Source organism: Ruegeria sp. CI1, from assembly GCF_056536925.1.
Map to the genome: position 1 here is coordinate 129988 of NZ_JBQFQP010000005.1, position 18161 is coordinate 148148.

At 59.9% G+C, this 18161-nt stretch carries 13 protein-coding genes; 6 read left to right on the forward strand and 7 right to left on the reverse strand.

Translation table 11 applies throughout. The features are described 5' to 3' along the window. Positions 1-21: 21 nt before the first annotated feature. On the reverse strand, positions 22-1830 hold the full coding sequence (locus ACR0LZ_RS07665) for a helix-turn-helix domain-containing protein (RefSeq protein WP_480749202.1): 1809 nt from the start codon (positions 1828-1830) through the stop codon (positions 22-24). A 624-nt stretch (positions 1831-2454) separates the two neighbouring features. On the opposite strand from ACR0LZ_RS07665, the gene zwf reads away from it, so the two are divergent. From zwf to eda, 3 genes are read left to right on the forward strand one after another with little or no spacing between them, the layout of a single operon-like run. Next, positions 2455-3900 carry a glucose-6-phosphate dehydrogenase gene (gene zwf, locus ACR0LZ_RS07670; RefSeq protein ID WP_480749203.1) on the forward strand — a complete coding sequence of 482 codons (1446 nt, stop codon included), beginning with the start codon at positions 2455-2457 and terminating at the stop codon, positions 3898-3900. Between the two features lies 1 nt (position 3901). After that, positions 3902-5707: a phosphogluconate dehydratase gene (edd, locus tag ACR0LZ_RS07675; RefSeq protein WP_480749204.1), complete on the forward strand. Its 1806-nt coding sequence runs from the start codon at positions 3902-3904 to the stop codon at positions 5705-5707. A gap of 9 nt (positions 5708-5716) precedes the next feature. Then, positions 5717-6346 carry a bifunctional 4-hydroxy-2-oxoglutarate aldolase/2-dehydro-3-deoxy-phosphogluconate aldolase gene (gene eda / locus ACR0LZ_RS07680; protein WP_480749336.1) on the forward strand — a complete coding sequence of 210 codons (630 nt, stop codon included), beginning with the start codon at positions 5717-5719 and terminating at the stop codon, positions 6344-6346. An 11-nt stretch (positions 6347-6357) separates the two neighbouring features. Here eda and ACR0LZ_RS07685 read toward each other — a convergent pair whose 3' ends face one another. Then, the gene (locus tag ACR0LZ_RS07685; protein WP_480749205.1) at positions 6358-8247 is read right to left on the reverse strand and encodes an ABC transporter ATP-binding protein; all 1890 of its coding nucleotides are present in this window, start codon (positions 8245-8247) and stop codon (positions 6358-6360) included. A 209-nt stretch (positions 8248-8456) separates the two neighbouring features. Between ACR0LZ_RS07685 and ACR0LZ_RS07690 the strand changes: the two genes are divergently transcribed. Then, positions 8457-9668, forward strand: coding sequence for a pyridoxal-phosphate-dependent aminotransferase family protein (locus ACR0LZ_RS07690; RefSeq protein WP_480749206.1), 1212 nt, complete (start codon positions 8457-8459; stop codon positions 9666-9668). Here the strand turns inward: ACR0LZ_RS07690 and ACR0LZ_RS07695 are convergent. Together ACR0LZ_RS07695 and ACR0LZ_RS07700 are read right to left on the reverse strand one after the other, a co-directional pair. After that, on the reverse strand, positions 9665-9844 hold the full coding sequence (locus tag ACR0LZ_RS07695) for a hypothetical protein (RefSeq protein ID WP_480749207.1): 180 nt from the start codon (positions 9842-9844) through the stop codon (positions 9665-9667). The genes ACR0LZ_RS07690 and ACR0LZ_RS07695 overlap by 4 nt on opposite strands. 72 nt (positions 9845-9916) lie before the next feature. Continuing rightward, on the reverse strand, positions 9917-11023 hold the full coding sequence (locus tag ACR0LZ_RS07700; protein WP_480749208.1) for a pyridoxal phosphate-dependent aminotransferase: 1107 nt from the start codon (positions 11021-11023) through the stop codon (positions 9917-9919). A 92-nt stretch (positions 11024-11115) separates the two neighbouring features. On the opposite strand from ACR0LZ_RS07700, the gene ACR0LZ_RS07705 reads away from it, so the two are divergent. Both ACR0LZ_RS07705 and ACR0LZ_RS07710 read left to right on the forward strand, forming a co-directional pair. After that, positions 11116-12186, forward strand: coding sequence for an SMP-30/gluconolactonase/LRE family protein (locus ACR0LZ_RS07705; RefSeq protein WP_480749209.1), 1071 nt, complete (start codon positions 11116-11118; stop codon positions 12184-12186). A 76-nt stretch (positions 12187-12262) separates the two neighbouring features. Further along, on the forward strand, positions 12263-13045 hold the full coding sequence (locus ACR0LZ_RS07710) for a crotonase/enoyl-CoA hydratase family protein (protein ID WP_480749210.1): 783 nt from the start codon (positions 12263-12265) through the stop codon (positions 13043-13045). Here the strand turns inward: ACR0LZ_RS07710 and ACR0LZ_RS07715 are convergent, their stop codons facing one another. The 3 genes from ACR0LZ_RS07715 to ACR0LZ_RS07725 form a co-directional block, all read right to left on the reverse strand. Then, positions 13046-13378 (reverse strand): DnaJ family domain-containing protein, encoded by a 333-nt coding sequence (locus ACR0LZ_RS07715; protein WP_480749211.1) that lies wholly within the window; start codon positions 13376-13378, stop codon positions 13046-13048. A 39-nt stretch (positions 13379-13417) separates the two neighbouring features. Next, positions 13418-14581, reverse strand: coding sequence for a benzoate/H(+) symporter BenE family transporter (locus ACR0LZ_RS07720; protein ID WP_480749212.1), 1164 nt, complete (start codon positions 14579-14581; stop codon positions 13418-13420). A gap of 132 nt (positions 14582-14713) precedes the next feature. Continuing rightward, entirely contained in the window at positions 14714-17860 is a 3147-nt protein-coding gene (locus tag ACR0LZ_RS07725) for a valine--tRNA ligase (protein WP_480749213.1), read from the reverse strand. Between the last annotated feature and the right edge of the window lie 301 nt (positions 17861-18161).

Genomic DNA, 18161 nt, shown 5'->3' on the forward strand with positions numbered 1-18161 from the left:
CTAGATCAAAAAGTATTTTTCCTACGTTTCATATGAATTCATCAGTTTCGTAAGGCGCAATGCCAGATCAAACTCAAAGCATTTATCCGAATCGTTGAAATCGACGCCATATTGGTCGCTGATCTGTTCTATCCGGTAGCGCAAAGTCGTGACGTGAATGCCCAGGCAATCCGCGGCCTCCTGATAGCGTCGGCCGGCCCGCAGGAACACCTCGATAGTTTCCCGGGCGATCCGGGCCTTGCGCGATGCACAGGTTAGCGGCGCGGGTAGGACATTATCGAGAAAATTCTGAATCATCGTCGCATCAGCCGAGGCCATCAGAACCGGAAAATCGCCGATATTGACCTGGCTGACCCAACCTGTCTGTTTCAGAGAATGCGCCACCGCCAACGTGTTCGCGCAGGTCTGCCGCGCGGCGGTAAGCCCATCGATACTGCCGATCCTTTCCGACATCACCAGTGCGATGCCCTGCGGGAGCACGGAAAGGATGCGTGACAGAAACGTCGTCTTTTGTTTCGCCGCGCGGTCTTCTGCGTCGCTGACCAACAGGACAAGGTCGCCTTCCAGTATACAGGAGATGACGGAGCCGAAACTTGCCTGAGCGTTACGTTGGATGAAACTGTGCGCGCCCACATCTATGGCATGGTTTGTGGGTAGTCGTAGCATAACCAGACGCATGTCTGTTTGCAGATCGAAATCCAGCACATGCGCCTCGTCAAGTATTTCATCCAGGTCTTTCCAGTCGCCGTTGAGCAGGCGCGACAAAAGCCGCCGCGCTGTGACCCGCCGGGACCGGAACTCGATGAAGCTGCGCAATATGAATGATGACAAGGCAAGCCGGCCCGCCTGTGCGGCGATCCTCTCATGATCGCTCAGAACCGCGTTGCGGAAAAAGAACAACGCGCCCACGTGCCTGCCATCAATTTGCAGGGCGCTAACTTCGGCACGAATCCGCGAGCCATCGATACGCAAATCCACAAGCTCTTCGCTCGCCAGGTTTCTGGCAGCCAGCGCCGCACGGATCAGATCGTCGGGCAGGCGCCTTGCCGTCGACAACTGAAGTGGCGGTGGGGCGGCGGGGTTGAACAATCCCCGGCCCGATGTCAGATCGACTGCCAGCCACCCCGCAGGGAACAGGCTACTAAGGCCTTCGGCCAATGAATCCGTCGCTTCGGATTCCAGCGTCTTGTTGAGCGAAGCCGTCATGTTCTCGAGAATGCTCTTCAGTCTCTGCGCCTGTTGACGCTCCTCCTCCAGTTTGCGCATCTTGCGCATCGCGATATTTGTCAGTTCCGCCACGCATTGCAGAAAGCCCAGGTCGGCGGCGCTGACATCGACGACCTTCCTCGATGCGACCGAATAGACCATCTGGCGTTGCCCGGAATCGCGCACGTCAAGCGGTATCATGACTGCAGTGTGATAACCGCGCTGCCGCGCATCATCCCGGAAACTCGGAAAGTCATCCTGCGCCGCAACATCGCGCATGATCAGCGGCTCGCGCTGTTCCAGAACCTGGCCCACAGGAGAAAATCGCGCATCCCAGCCAGGGACCTTGCTCAGGTCGCCGCCGTAATACGGGTCATATCGGACAATCGGAATGGCCAGACCCGCTTCGGGATCCAACACTTGAATACTGCTGATATCCCATTTGGAATGCTCGCATACTCCCTTGGTTAGTAACTGATATGTCTCCTCTGCGTTTTGGCTGTCGTCGATGACTCGTGCGAGCCTGGAAATATTCAACAGCAGATTTTCCGAACCGATAACAGGTTGCTTGTGCAATTGACCCCCCGACGCATGGTTGCATGGATATTTCAGAATACGCAGCAAAGCCGACAGTCAGCAAGGCAACAAGAATACGAACCCGTTTGGTGAACGGCGCGGGCAAATAATTAGAAACACATGAAAATTCACAAAGGTTTGGCATTCCATGGGCTCGGGTTGACCGATTTATTCTTCGAACAACTACTTCTGCCCCGGAACCGACCGAAGATTTTTCCATGGCCGTCATTGGTGTGCACTTAGGCGAATTCACCCTTCGCCCCGCACCCTGTACGTGGCCCTCTGAGAGTTTCTGCTTGGTCGCAAATGGCCGGTCTTTCCGCTGCTCGGCGGCGCTGAAATTTACGCCTCTGCGGCATTTCCAGTGCTGCGAGCGCGTGCAGCACGAAAATCGAATTCACAGGTTGGACTCACGCCCGGCTTTCGCTGCACAAACCACAGAAGACTGGTTTGGGAAGAGCCGACCTTGGGTCGTTCAGAAAACAAGGGTTTCTCAGGACTTCTGTCATCATCGGTGCGGGTCTCTGAAGCACAAGGGAATCCTGCCTTGCAATCCATGCCATAATTGGTATGAAGCAACATGAATATGTTAACGCTAACATAACGGCTTTGAAGCGGACGCTCGACCGCTATATCATCAAGGGCGGGTAAATTTCAGGAGGAGCCCAGAACATGGTTTCACGCGTGATACCGGTTGACCCGTTCGATCTGGTACTGTTCGGCGCGACTGGCGATCTGGCGCAACGCAAGATATTGCCCGGTCTTTATCACCGGTTCGAGGTCGGGCAGATGCCGGACGCGGCCCGGATTATCGGTTCGGCGCGTTCTGATATGGACGCCGTGGCGTTCCGGGAACTTGTACAAAATGGCATAAGGCAGTTCGCACCCCAGTACAAATCGGACATCTTGGCTCGTTTCCTGGAGCGCGTTGAATATATTCCGGTTGATGCGCTGGGCGACTCGGGTTGGTCCGATCTGGTCAATTCCCTGCGCCCTGACGCGGTGCGCGCTTTCTATCTGTCGGTCGGCCCGTCGCTCTTTTCCGGCATCGCGCGGCGGTTGCACGACTACGGTCTGGCCACTCTGGAAAGCCGTATCGTCATCGAAAAGCCTTTCGGTCATGACCTGTCCTCGGCGCAGGCCCTGAACGCGGAATTGCGTGGTTGTTTCAAAGAACATCAGATCTATCGCATTGATCATTATCTGGGCAAGGAAACCGTTCAGAACCTGATGGCGCTGCGCTTCGCCAATTCGCTGTTCGAACCTTTGTGGAATTCGACCCATATCGACCATGTTCAGATCACCGTGGCCGAAACCGTCGGAATCGAGGGACGCGAAGCCTATTATGACAGGTCCGGTGCCATGCGGGACATGATCCAGAATCACCTGATCCAGCTTCTCTGTCTCATCGCGATGGAACCCCCGTCAAAGTTCAACCCCAACGCGGTTCGTGACGAGAAAGTCAAGGTAATAGAGGCACTTGAGCCGGTGGAACCCGGTGACATCGCGCGCGGGCAGTATCGCGCCGACAAGGGTGCAGACGGCTTTATCGATCACGTGGGCAACAAGGAAAGCCGCACCGAAAGCTTCATTGCGCTCAAGGTGCGTGTCGGCAACTGGCGCTGGGCCGGGGTGCCGTTCTATCTGCGAACGGGCAAGCGCCTGCGTGCACGGGAATCCGAAATCGCCGTGTATTTCCGCGACCCGCCACATACGATATTTCCCAATGTCGGCCACCTGCGCGGCAACGTACTGGTGATCCGCCTGCAGCCGGACGAAGGCATCACTCTGAGCACCACCATCAAGGATCCGGGTCCGGGCGGGTTCCGGCTGGCGGATGTGTCGCTGGACATGAGTTTTGCCGAGGCGCTGGGCGCGGATTCCCGCGCGCAGGACGCCTATGAACGGCTGGTAATGGATGTCATTCGCGGCGACCAGACCCTGTTCATGCGCGGCGACGAGGTCGAAGCTGCATGGGCATGGGTCGATCCTGTCATCCAGAGTTGGGAGGACAACCGCGACCGCCCATCGCTTTACGATCAAGGCAGTTCCGGCCCCGAAGATGCGCTGATGCTGATGCACCGCGATGGCAGACGCTGGCGGCAGATCGGAGAGTGAGATGGTAAATAAGGTCATCGAACAGGTCACGCGGCGCATCATCGAGCGCAGCAAAGACTTGCGCGCTGCTCATCTGCACCGGATGGAGCATGCCTTGGCGTCTGGTCCGGCGCGCGCGCATCTCTCCTGCAGTGGTCAGGCGCACGCCTATGCGGGCGCGGGTAAAGACCAGGAGGCGCTTGCTATCGGCAGCGCCGGGCATCTGGGGGTCGTCACCAGCTATAATGACATGCTCTCGGCGCATCAGCCCTTTGAGCGGTATCCCGAGCTCATCCGCAACGCAGCTCGCGCGGCGGGTGGCACCGCGCAGGTGGCTGGTGGTGTTCCGGCTATGTGCGACGGCGTCACACAAGGGGCGGCGGGGATGGAATTGTCGCTGTTCTCACGCGACGTGATTGCGATGGCGGCGGGGGTGGCGCTCAGTCACAACACCTTTGACGCAGCGGTGTTTCTTGGAGTTTGCGACAAGATCGTTCCGGGGCTGGTTATCGCTGCGCAGGCCTTTGGGCATCTGCCAGCGGTCTTCCTGCCGGCCGGTCCCATGACCAGCGGCCTGGCCAATGACGAAAAAGCAAAGGTCCGTCAGCAGTTTGCGGCGGGTGAATGTGGGCGGGCCGAGTTGATGGCAGCCGAGATGGCAGCCTATCATGGGCCGGGCACTTGCACCTTTTACGGGACGGCTAATACAAACCAGATGCTGATGGAGTTCATGGGACTGCACCTGCCGGGGTCCAGTTTCGTGACCCCGAATACCGCCCTGCGGGACGCCCTGACCGAAGAAGGCGCGCGTCGTGCCTTGTCGCTAAGCGCCCTGGGAAACAGCTATACGCCGGTCTGCAAGATTCTTGATGAGCGCGCCTTTGTAAACGGCATTGTCGGTTTGATGGCGACCGGAGGGTCCACCAACCTGCTGATCCACCTTGTCGCAATGGCGCGCGCAGGCGGGATCGTTCTGGATTGGCACGACTTTTCCGATATTTCCCAGGCGGTGCCCCTGATCGCAAGGGTCTATCCCAACGGCCTGGCCGATGTGAACCATTTCCACGCGGCGGGCGGACTCGGATATGCCATCGGGACCCTGTTGGACGAAGGATTGCTGCATCCCGACACGACAACAGTCGCAGGGAAGGGCCTGCATCATTACACGCAGGAGCCGAAGCTGATTGATGGTAATCTGGTCTGGCAGAAGGGGGCTGGGACCAGCCTCAATGACAAGATCCTGCGCCCAGCCTCGGAGCCGTTTCAGCCGACTGGCGGGCTGTCCCGGCTCAGTGGTTCATTGGGAACGGCGGTGATGAAGACCTCGGCAGTCGCGCCGGAGCATTGGCGTGTCGAGGCCCCGGTGCGGGTCTTCCACGACCAGGACGAAGTGAAGGCGGCATTCAAGACGGGCGAACTGACCAGTGATCTGGTGTTGGTTGTGCGGTTTCAGGGACCCAAGGCCAATGGCATGCCCGAGCTGCATTCGCTAACGCCGATCCTGTCGATCCTTCAGGGGCGGGGACAAAAGGTGGCGCTGGTTACTGATGGGCGTATGTCCGGGGCTTCGGGCAAGGTGCCTGCCGCAATCCATGTCTGTCCCGAAGCGCTGGATGGTGGTCCGATTTCTCAACTGCGCGACGGGGATATCGTGCGTGTGGATGCCAAGCAAGGCGTTCTGGAAATACTGACCGAAGGCGTTCTGGACCGCGCGCCAGCCAAGGCCGATTTGTCGGCACACCAGTTTGGCGTCGGGCGAGAACTGTTCGCGGCATTCCGTTCCGCCGTCAGTTCTGCCGATGCTGGGGCAAGTGTGTTTGGAGGATAGATCGTGACAATGAAAACAGCTCGCACCCGCGAAATCTGCGAACTCGCCCCAATTGTCCCCGTGCTTGTTATCGACGATGCAGCTCATGCCCGGCCCCTGGCAGAGGCTTTGATCGCAGGAGGTTTGCCCGCGCTGGAGGTCACGCTGAGAACATCTGCCGCGCTGGATGCGATCCGGGCGATGGCCGAGGTGCCGGGCGGAGTGGTTGGGGCCGGAACACTGGTCACGCCCGACGACGTGCGCGCCGCAAAACAGGCCGGGGCGCAGTTCGGGGTGTCGCCCGGCGCCACCGACAGATTGATTGCCGCCTGCGAGTCCGAAGGGTTGCCGCTGTTGCCAGGTGCCGCCACTGCAACCGAAGCAATGCGTCTTTTGGAGCAGGGCTATGACATGCTCAAGTTCTTTCCCGCCGAAACATCGGGCGGCTCTGCGGCGCTAAAGGCGATTGGCGCTCCGTTGCCGCAGATATCTTTTTGCCCAACCGGTGGCGTTTCCCCTGCAAATGCCATCAGCTATCTGAGCTTGCCGAACGTGATCTGCGCAGGCGGCAGTTGGGTTGCACCGAAACGAATGGTCGCAGCGGGCGACTGGGCTGGAATCGAGAAACTGGCGCGTGAAGCAGCGACGCTAAAGCCCTGATCCGACGCCACCTATTTTGCGCCGACCGAGTTTTGCCCGGACTTTCCGCCCAACATCCGTGCCACGACCTTGCGCAGCCAACCCTGGTCTTGCGTATCCGCGTCAACAGGTTGCCGGGTCTGCGCCGCGACGCCTTCGGGATCGACAACAGTCAATCCATCCTGGAATTGCAGACGGTATAGATCGGCATATATGCCGCCGCGCGCCAGAAGCTCTTCGTGAGTGCCCTCGTCAACTGCCCGCCCGCGATCCATCACGACAATCTTGTCGGCATTCCGGATCGTCGACAGCCGGTGCGCGATGACGATGGTGGTTCGTCCACCAGACAGTTTGTCCAACGCGGCCTGAACCACCTTTTCCGATTGCGCGTCCAGCGCCGATGTCGCTTCGTCCAGCAATAGGATCGGAGTATTGCGCAGCAGGGCGCGCGCGATAACCACACGCTGCCGCTGGCCGCCGGACAGGGCCGATCCGCGCGGCCCGACAAGCGTCTCCAACCCATTTTCAAGCTTGGGCAAAAAGTCGGTGACGTGGGCGGCGTCCAGAACCTCTTTCAACTGCGCGTCCGTCACGTCGGTGCGGCCCAGAAGGATATTTTCGCGCAGAGTTTCGTCGAACAGCAAGGCCTCTTGCGTCACCACGGAGAACAGATTGCGCAGGTCCGGCAGCGCCATGTCCTTGACCGCGACCCCGGCAATTTCGACCGACCCGTCCTTGGGATCGACAAGGCGCGTCAACAGGTTGAACACGGTGGATTTTCCTGCGCCCGATGCACCAACAAGCGCGGTGGTCTTACCCGCCTCTGCCGTTACGGTCAGGCCGCGCAAGACCTTGGCGTCACCATAGGACAGAGTAACATCCTTCAACAGGATCTCGGGCAACCCCTTTGGCGCGGCAACGGGTTTGGCGGGCGATTTCAGCCGGATCGGTGAATCCATCAATTCCTTGATCCGCTCCATCGCCGCGGCGGCGACCTGCCAGGTGCCGGAAATCGATGCCAAACGCCGCATGGGGTCGAAGGCCAGTCCAATTGCAGTGAAAAAGCTCATGAACTGGCCGACTGTCTTTTCGCCCGAAATGATTTCGGCCCCGCCATAAAGAAGCACGCCCATGAAGCCGACACCGGCCATCACGTCGATCAGGCCTGTGATCGAGGCGGTTCCGAAAGAGGCCCGGATTTCCGAACGGACGAACCCGTTCATGTGTTTGCCGAAACGGTCTGCCTGATAGTGTTCCAGATTGTTCAGCTTTATCGGTACGATGCCGTGGAAAATCTCGTCCAATCGTGTCGAAAGCGTTGCACCGAGATCGCGGGCTGACGCGGCTTTCTTGCGGACATAGCGCTGCGCAGCACCGATGGGCAGGAACATCAGCGGTACGCCAATCAGCATGATCGCGGTCCAGATCCAGTCCACATTGATCGCCACACCCATCAGCACAACGAGCGACACAAGATCCTTGCCCGCACCCCGGATGATGATCTGCCAAACGTTGTTCACGGCGCCAACGTCTGCCTGCACCCGCTGAATAAGAAAGCCCGGCGGATGAACCTGATGGAACGATGTGTCCTGCCGGATCAGATGGTCCAGCAGATCTGTTCTGAGATGCGCCGCTGTTTCCTGCGAAATTCTGGACAGGATCACCTTTTGCGTAACACCCGCAAGACCCCGAACCGAAAAGATCACGAAAAACGCAATGCTGACCCAAACCAGAGCGTTGGAATTGCCCTGAACGAAGATGTTGTCGAACATCGGCTGCATCATGTAACTGATCGCGCCGACCATGGACCCTTCGATGATCATGAAGACCGCTGCAATAGCAAGCAGTCCCATGCGTGGACGCAGGTACTTCTCCCACAACCAGCCGAACAGCTCGACCGAGGATTTGGGTTTGACGCTCATCGTCCGGCTTTCGTATGCAGGAAAGGGGGGTATTTTTTTGTCATGACGCGCCCATTTAAGCACCCCGGCCGCACTGCGCAAGCTGAGCAGGGTTTTTTCATGTAACTGCGGGGCTTTGCTGACGCGACGACCTGAGTACATGCAAATGCGCAGCTTGACGCCGTCTGCGGTAAACATAGTGTAGGCGCAAAAATCATCTGGCAGATCGCATGTCACACTCCAGCAAAGTCTCGCAAGGACGCGAATACCTCGCCATCCCGGGCCCATCGATCATTCCTGACGTGGTCCTTCAGGCCATGCATCGTCCTGCACCCAACATCTATTCCGGAGAACTGGTCGAGATGGTGCCGGGCATTATCGAAGGTCTGCGCGCCGTCGCACGCACCCGGCATCAGGCGTCCGTTTATATCTCCAACGGACATGGCGCGTGGGAGGCGTCCCTTGCCAACGTCATAGCGCCCGGTGAGACGGTGCTTGCACCCGCTTCAGGCATATTCACCCATGGCTGGGCAGAAATCGCGCGGGGCTTGGGCGCCAGGGTCAGAACGATCGATTTCGGCAGGTCGTCGGCATGGGATCTGGGCAGGATTGCCGAAGTGTTGCGCAAGGATCAGGAACACAAGATCAAGGCCGTACTCGCTGTCCATGTCGATACATCGAGTTCGATCCGAAACGACATACCCGCGCTGCGAAACCTTCTTGACGAACTGCAGCATCCCGCGCTGCTGATGGCCGACTGCATCGCGTCGCTGGCCTGTGAGCGGTTCGATATGGACGCGTGGGGTGTCGACGTCATGGTTGCCGCTTGCCAAAAGGGGCTTATGGTGCCGCCAGGGCTGAGTTTTGTCTTTTTCAATGACAAGGCACAGGCCAAGCGGTCGGCAATGCCGCGCGTGACGAAATACTGGGACTGGCAACCTCGGGCCAATCCGGACGAATTTTATCAGTATTTCGGAGGAACGGCTCCAACGCATCACCTCTACGGGTTACGAGCGGCGCTTGACATGATCGAGGCCGAGGGTCTCGAAAATGTCTGGGCACGGCACCAACGTTTGGCGCAGGCGATCTGGGCGGCCTGCGAGATTTGGGCGGAAGGTGGTAGATTCGGGATGAATGTCACAGACCCGCGGCATCGCAGCCATGCTGTTACCGCGCTGGGGCTTTCCGATGGTCAGGGCAGCGCGCTCAGGCACTGGGTCGAGAGTAATCAAGGGCTGACGCTGGGAATCGGATTGGGTATGGCGGCCCCTGATGGAACCGGGCGGGATGACTATTTCCGGTTTGGGCACATGGGGCACGTCAACGGGCAGATGGTTATGGGATTGCTGGGCGGGGTCGAATCCGGGCTGACGGCCCTGAGTATCCCGCACGGCTCAGGCGCGTTAGCTGCCGCTGCCCATGTTCTGGCGGGCAAGCTTTAATGCGACCGGCGTGACAGCACAGTAATGCCGTGGTTGAATATCAGGCCGATCACGACGGCAGTCACGAACCCCCAGATCGCCCAGATTGCGACGAGTATCCACACCAAATTCACGCCCAACATGACCAGGGCTGCAACCGTATAGTCCGGCGCTCGTCCGATCTTGTGGTCGCGCATCTGCGCCTCCTGAATATCCTCCACCTACTATTTTAGAGGAATTCGGAGGAAAGTCAGGTAAATCCGGCGCGACTATGCCGACGCGGCGGCCAGTGCTTTGGGCAGCGCTGCCGCGAATGCGTCAAGATCACTTGTCGGTCCGCAACTGACCCGGATGCAGCGATTTTGCGGTGCGACGAAGGGCATGCGGACGAAAATGCTTTGATCGATCAGTGAGGCCAGCACCACCTTGGCGAATTCACTATCCTTGCCGCAATCGATCGTGACAAAGTTTGTGGCCGAGGGGAGCGGGACAAGCCTGTTTTCATGGGCGATTTGTCCGATCCGCCGGCGCGCGAATTCGATCTGACCCAGAACATGAGCAAGCCATTCACCATCGCGCAGCGCTTCCAGCGCGCCAGCCTGTGCCGACCGGTTCATGCCGAAATGGTTTCTGACCTTGTTGAAGGCCAAGATCAGTTCGGGTGCGCCTATGGCGTAACCTACACGCGCCCCAGCCATGCCATAGGCTTTGGAGAAGGTTCGCATGCGGATTATCCGGGGGTCGTCCGCAGCGATCTGCGCCGCAGTCCCATCCGGCGCGCATTCGACGTAGGCTTCGTCCAATACCAGCAAAGTGCCGTCGGGCAGGTAATCCAGCGCCGCGACGATCTCAGCCCCGCTGTGCCATGTGCCCATGGGATTGTCGGGGTTGGCAAGGTAGACCAGCTTGGCATCCACTTCGGCAGCTTTGGCAAACAGCGCTACGGGATCTTCGCGATCGTCCAGATAAGGAACGGTGTGCAATACACCGCCAAAGCCCGCGACGTGATAGTTGAAGGTGGGATAGGCACCATCGGATGTCACCACCGTGTCGCCGGGCGCGACCATCAGCCGAACCAGATAGCCCAGCAGGCCGTCGATCCCTTCGCCCACGACGATGTGTTCCGGGCGAATCCCGTGATACTCCGCCAGTGCCGCGCGCAGATCGTGATTTTCGGCATCGCCATACATCCAGATATCGGCGGCGGCTTTCTGCATCGCCTCGACCGCGCGGGGCGAAGGGCCGAAGATATTCTCGTTCGCACCGAGGCGCGCGACAAAACGCGTACCGCGATGACGCTCTTGCGTTTCTGGGCCGACAAAGGGCACCGTGGCGGGCAGGGACAGGGCAAGCGGGGTGTATCTGGGGGCACGCATGTCGGCAGATAAACCCATGTCACAGGTGTGGGCAAGGCTTGCATGTGCCGACTTTCCCTCGCAGGCTGCTGCAATGAATCTGGAGGTATGGTTTGCGTATTCTGACTGTTCTCGCGGTGATTGGGCTAGCCTACCTGCTTTTGTGGCCCGTCCCGGTTGAACCGGTGGCCTATGAGCCTCCTGCCGCGCCTGGTTTCACCGGTGATTTTTCCGAGAATCATGCCTTGGACAGGACGCAGCTCATCTCCCTTCCTGATGGAGAAATCGGCCCCGAAGACCTGGCCGTTATGCCGGATGGCACCGTCTATACCACTAGCCTGTCCGGGATTCTTTATCGGATCGACGGGCCAGAGCCGGTCGAGGTGGATCGTTTGGGAGGCCGGCCGCTGGGCCTTCGGGCAGGGCCGGATGGGGCGCTGTACATCTCTGACAGCTACCGCGGGGTAATGCGCTGGTCCGGGCCGGGCAGCCTTGAGACGCTTGTGGAGCAGATTGGCGGCGCACCGGTCATCTATGCCAACCAACTGGATGTGGGGCAGGATGGCACGGTCTATTTCTCAAACTCGTCCGACCGTTTCGACCCCGAGACGATGGGAGGGACCAAGCCGACCTCGATCCTGACGATATGGGAGCAATCCGATACCGGCTATGTCGCCCGCCGCGATCCGGACGGCGCAGTCGAAAAGGTGGCGAATGGGTTTGTTTATGCCAACGGGGTGGCGCTATCTCCAGAGGAAGATTTCCTGCTTATCGCCGAAACAGGTCGGGCGCGTATTCACAGATTGTGGCTGACAGGCGACAAGGCGGGACAGCGCGAGGTGTTTCTGGACAATCTTCCGGGCTATCCCGATAATCTTGAGGCGCAGGGGGACGGCACCTTTTGGGTGGCCTTCGCCAGCCCCCGTGTTCCGTCGGAAAAGCTGATGCCCTATCCCTTTCTTCGCAAGGTGGTCTGGCGGCTCGGGCCGATGGTGCGTCCTGCACCGATCCATCGCGGGATGCTGGTTCAGTTCGACGGCGACGGGCGCATCCTGCGCACGGTACAGGACCCTGATGGCAGGCTGGGGATCACAACGGGCGGCAAGATCGTAGGGGATCAGTTCTACGTCATGACGCTCGATTCGCCTTGGTTCGGCAGGATGTCTGCAGACGATCTGCCGTAATCTGCCCCGACGTTGCTGTGGAAGCCTGCGCGGGTTCGGGGCAAGATGAGGCGAAAACCCATAACCGGAGGTCCGCATGGCGCGCGTATCAGTCGAATACAAGGATCATATCGCCCACGTCACCCTGACCCGTGGCGACAAGATGAATGCGCTTGACGATGCGATGGCCAAGGCGATCCTCGCCGCCGGGCAGGAGGTCGGGGCCTCGGACGCGCGGGCGGTGGTGCTGTCGGGCGAGGGCAAAAGTTTTTGCGCAGGCCTCGACATGGCGAGTTTTGCGTCCATGGCGCATACCGATCCGACCGAATGGCTGATGAGCCGCAGCCATGGGGACGCCAACGAAATGCAGGAGCTGGCCCTTGTGTGGCGACGGATACCTGTTCCGGTCATCTGCGCGGTGCAGGGTGTTGCTTATGGTGGCGGGCTGCAGATCGCGCTGGGCGCAGATATCCGCATCGCCCATCCTGATAGCAAATGGGCGGTGATGGAAATGAAATGGGGTATCATCCCGGATATGGGTGGCATGGTCTTGCTGCCGCAACTGGTGCGTTCTGATGTCCTGCGCCTGCTGACCTACACCGCGCGCCCGATCAGCGCCGCACAGGCGGCAGAGTGGGGATTGGTGACCAGATTGTCCGACGATCCGTTGACTGAGGCACTTGCACTGGCCGAAGACATCGCCGGTCAAAGCCCGTCGGCCATCCGTGCCGCCAAGCGGCTGATCGAAGTTGCGGAAACCACGGAACGTGAACAGGTCTTGCTGGCGGAATCGCGCGAACAGGTTGAACTGATCGGCAAGCCGGATCAATTGGAAGTCATCGCCGCCCGTTTGCAGGGGCGCAAACCGGTCTTCAAATGATTACCGCATGAACGCGCGTCTGGCATCGCGGGCCATGTTGTAGCGCATCTCCAGATCAGCCAATCGCGCCATTGCGGCTTTTTGCGCGTCAGGATCAGTCAATTGCGCATACTGCGTGCGCGCCGTGTCTAGCTGTTTCTTGAACTCGAACTCTTCGGGCAGCACACCGGCCTGCGCCATGATCCGGTGACCGGCGGCGAGGGCCGGGTCGGTTTGAGCTTCGGCTGATCTGTCGGGGAGGGGTTTGCCTTCGCCGTCCAGTCCGTCAAGCTGGCCTTCGGCCTGTGCCTTTCTGATCTGGCGTTCAATGAGTCTGTCAAAAGCTTTGCGCATGAAGTCATTTTATGCCGCTTAGGGACATGGCAAAAGGTGTTATCGCACCCGGACTGAAATCAGATAGGTCAGACCACCGGCCAGCAATCCCCAGACCGCAGCGCCCAGCCCAAATACCGTGACGCCCGATGCAGTAATTGCAAAAGTCAGAATGGCGGCCTCCCGCTCGGTGGGTACCTCCAGGGCCGCGAAGATTGCGTTTGCCATCACACCGATCAGGGCAATGCCGGTCAGCGTTCCCATCAACAATGGATCGGCATGCGCGGCAAATCCGGTGATGGCGACCGCGAGCACGCCAAATATACAATAGAAGATCCCAGCCATGACCGCCGACCAATACCGCAGGGCGGGATCGGGGTGGCTGTCTTCGTTCGAACACATTGCGGCTGTGATGGCGGCAAGGCAGGTTGCCGGAGCACCGATGGGCGCGCTGAGAAGACTCGCCGCGCCAACCGACGAAAACAGGGGCCCGGGTTTGGGATCATAACCATAGCTGCGCAACACCGCGACGCCCGGTATGTTCTGCGTGGCCATGGTGACGATGAAAAGCGGCACCCCGATCCCCAGAGCGGAAGACAGCGAGAAACTGGGTGTGGTCCAGACTGGCGCAGCGAGGATTTGCTGAGGGATTACAGATGTATCGCCGGCATTCATGATCACGGTGACGGCAGAGGCCGCGACAGCGGCGGGCACTGCGAGCAGCCGGTTGAAACGTCCGGCGATGAACCAGGTCAGGATGACGGGCAATGCCTGCCAGGGCAGTTCGACCACAGCCTTGAAAGGTTGGATGCAAAGCGGCAACAGAACACCGCCCAGCATCGCCTGCGCCAGCGTCGGAGGAATGGCCGCCGCCAAACGGCCCAGCGGACGCCAAAGCCCCGCCAGTACGGTCAGCGCGCCCGCGCAGAGAAACGCGCCCACCGCACCGGAAAATCCGTCGGCAGGCGTTGCCGAGACGGCCAGCAGCGCGGCGCCGGGCGTCGACCAGGCGACGCTGACCGGTTGGCGATACCAGAGCCCCAGAACCACCGCCGCCAGCCCCATCGAAATCGCCGCGCTCATGAGGCCTGACGATGCTTGCTGCGGTGAAGCGCCCATGGCCGAAAGGCCCTGCAGGACAATGGGGAACGAGCTGAAGAACCCGACCACCGCCACCACGAGGCCGGTCGATACGGTTTGCATGGGGGGCAGGGTGCGCGTCATCTATACCTCGGAACGGATGCAACAGGATAGCAACCGAAAACGGCGACAAGCAAGGCTAAGTGTCAGCACAGAAACAAAAATCCCCCGCGGGCCTTGGCGGGGGATTTGAGGATTTTCGAAAAGATGAAGAGATCAGGCGATTTCTGCCAGACGGGCCAGCGCCTCGTCGATCCGTGCCTCTTCCTCTTCGCGGGCGGCGAGGTTGGCCTTGGCCTCTTCCACCACCTCTTCCGGGGCCGAGGCCACGAATTTGGGGTTGTTCAGGCGACCGCGCAGGCCCCCCAGTTCCTTGGAAAGTTTGCCCTTGGCCTTTTCCAGCCGGTCTTTTTCGGCACCGATGTCGATGATGTCCGCCAGCGGCAGGCCGAAGGAGGCTCCGGGGGCGGTGATCGAGATGGTGCCCTTGGGCAGCGTATCCGCCTTTGTCAGGCTGTCGATGCGCGCCAGACGCTTGATCAGCGCCTCGTTCCGGTCCCATGCCGCCTGCCCATGATCGTCGATTTCCGTAACGATCATAGGGACATAGAGACCAGCGGGCACGCGCATCTGGGCGCGGGCCGAGCGGGTATTCTCGATCACCGAAATGACCCAGTTCATCTCGCGATCGGCGGCCTCGTCGATCAGGTCGGCGGCCTTGTAATCGGGCCAGTCGGCATGAACCAGCATCTTGGCGCGCTCGGCCGTGAGGCCCCAAAGCTCTTCGGTGACAAAGGGCATGATCGGGTGCAAGAGGATCATGCACTGGTCCATGACCCAGGCCATGGTGGCGCGGGTTTCTTCCTGTGCGGCGGTGTCTTCGCCTTGCAAAAGAGGCTTGGACAATTCCACGTACCAGTCGCAGACCTTGCCCCAGACGAAAGCGTACAAGGCGTTGGCGGCGTCGTTGAAGCGGTAGGTGTCTAGTGCGGCGTCGACCTCTTCCCGCACGCGGGCGGTTTCGCCAATGATCCAGCGGTTTACCGCGAATTGTGCATTTTGTACCTGTTCCAGAGACCCGACTGTGCGAATTGTACCATCGTAGACGCCGTTCATTTCGGCAAAGCGGACGGCGTTCCACAGCTTGGTGCCAAAGTTGCGATAGCCGGTGATGCGCTCGCGCGACAGTTTCAGCACGCCGCCGATTGCCGCCATCGAGGCGTTGGTGAACCGCAGCGCGTCGGCGCCGAATTCGTCGACGATTTCCAGCGGGTCGATGACGTTTCCGGTGGTCTTGGACATCTTCTTGCCCTTCTCGTCGCGGACGAGCTGGTGCAGGTAGACGGTGTGGAACGGGATTTCATTCACTACGGCCAGTTGCATCATCATCATCCGGGCGACCCAGAAGAACAGGATGTCGAAGCCGGTGATCAGAACGTCCGTGGGGAAGTAGCGTTCCATCTCTTCGGTTTGCTCGGGCCAGCCGAGGGTGCCGATGGGCCAGAGGCCGGAGGAGAACCACGTGTCAAGGACGTCGGGATCGCGTTTAAGCAAAACGAAATCACGACCGCCTTCGACGGCAGTTGCAAAGGCTTCATCTTGCCATGCGTTGCTGTTGACGTTTGGGTGCACCTCAGACGGATCAAGTGAGGTTGTCTGATCTTCGAAGAACTCCCGCGCACTAGAAACACCGTAGTATTCCTGAGCGGCGCTTGCGGCCTCATCGAAAGTTGCGCCACAGAATGGAACCAGTTCACCGGAAGAGTAGTCAACGCCCAGAGAACTCGAAGCATCCTTCTTAGGCCCATACCAAACCGGTATCTGGTGCCCCCACCACAGCTGGCGCGAGATGCACCAGGGCTCGATGTTTTCCAGCCAGTGGTAATAGGTTTTCTCACCGCTTTCCGGGATGATCTTGACGGTGCCGTCCTTCACGGCGTCCAGCGCGGGGCCGACGACCTTGGCGGCGTCCACGAACCACTGGTCGGTGAACATCGGTTCAATGACCACCTTGGACCGGTCGCCAAAGGGCTGCATGATCGGTTTGCTTTCGACCAGCGGGACGAGTGCCGGGCTGAAGTCCGGCCTATCGTCTTCGTCTTCCGTGGGCTGGGCTTCAACCCGGCTTTGCCCAAGCCGCGGATCATCCGCACGGGTCATGACGGCCAGACCTTCGGCGGTGATCTCTTCGACCACTTTTGCGCGCGCCTCGAACCGGTCGAGGCCGCGCAGGTGATCGGGGACGAGGTTGATGGCGTCGATCTCGTTCTCGGTGAAGTCCTTGCCGCGCGCATAGTCCTGCGCCTTGCCCGCCTCCTCGGCGTAAGGCGCGCCATCGGCCCGCATCGCGCCGCGCGTATCCATCAGGCGATAGCAGGGGATGTTGCCGCGCTTGGCGACCGCGTAGTCGTTGAAGTCATGCGCGCCGGTGATCTTGACCGCGCCCGAGCCGAAGGTCGGATCGGGGTAGTCGTCGGTGATGATCGGGATCTGGCGGCGGTGCTCTTTCGGGCCAACCGGAATCTCGCACAGCTGGCCGACGATGGGCGCATAGCGTTCATCCGAGGGGTGCACCGCAACCGCACCGTCGCCCAGCATGGTTTCGGGGCGGGTGGTGGCGATGGAGATGTAGTCGCGTTCCTCTTCGAGGATGACGTTGCCGTCCTCGTCCTTTTCCACGTAAGTGTAGGTCGCGCCACCTGCCAGCGGGTATTTGAAGTGCCACATGTGGCCGGCGACCTCGATATTCTCGACCTCGAGGTCCGAGATCGCGGTCTCGAAATGAGGGTCCCAGTTGACCAGACGCTTGCCGCGATAGATCAGGCCCTTATCGTACATGTCGACGAAGACCTTGATAACGGCATCATGGAAGTTGGGTGAATTTTCGTGCCCGGTGCGCGGGTCACCCGGCGCGCCCGCCATGGTAAAGGCGTTGCGCGACCAGTCGCAGCTGGCCCCCAGACGCTTGAGCTGTTCAATGATCGTGCCGCCGTATTCGCCTTTCCACTCCCAGACTTTCTCAAGGAATTTCTCGCGTCCCAACTCGCGCCGACCTTCGTTGCCCTGCGCCGCCAGCATCTTTTCCACCTGCATCTGGGTGGCGATGCCCGCGTGGTCCTGACCCGGCTGCCAGAGCGTGTCGAAGCCGCGCATCCGGTGCCAGCGGATCAGGATATCCTGCAGCGTGTTGTTGAAGGCATGACCCACGTGCAGCGCACCGGTGACGTTGGGCGGCGGGATCATGATGGTAAAGCTTTCGTCGCGCGATCTGTTTGCGCCCGCCTTGAAGGCGCCCGCCTGTTCCCAGGCCTTGTAGATGCGGGCCTCGGCTTCGGCCGCGTTGAACGTCTTTTCCATCGCCATGGTGGTGATCCCTTCGTCAATCGAGGGTCCAATTACCCAATGAAGGCGCGAAGGAAAAGGCGGCAAAGGCGTTTTCTTTGCCTTCGGGGCGCGGTGCGGGCGGCAAGGGCGGGATTTGGGTATTCATGTCCAGAAAGAAGCCGCAACGGTTTGTTAACCAGAATCGCCTCAGCCTGGGCGGGCGGTACAGGCTGGAAAGCCGATGACCGCACCAGGAAGAAGCGGCCTTTGTGCGCTGGCGGGGATGTCCCTCCTACGTTCGGACGGCTGGCGGCAAGGGCGCTTCGGCCTGCATTTTCTG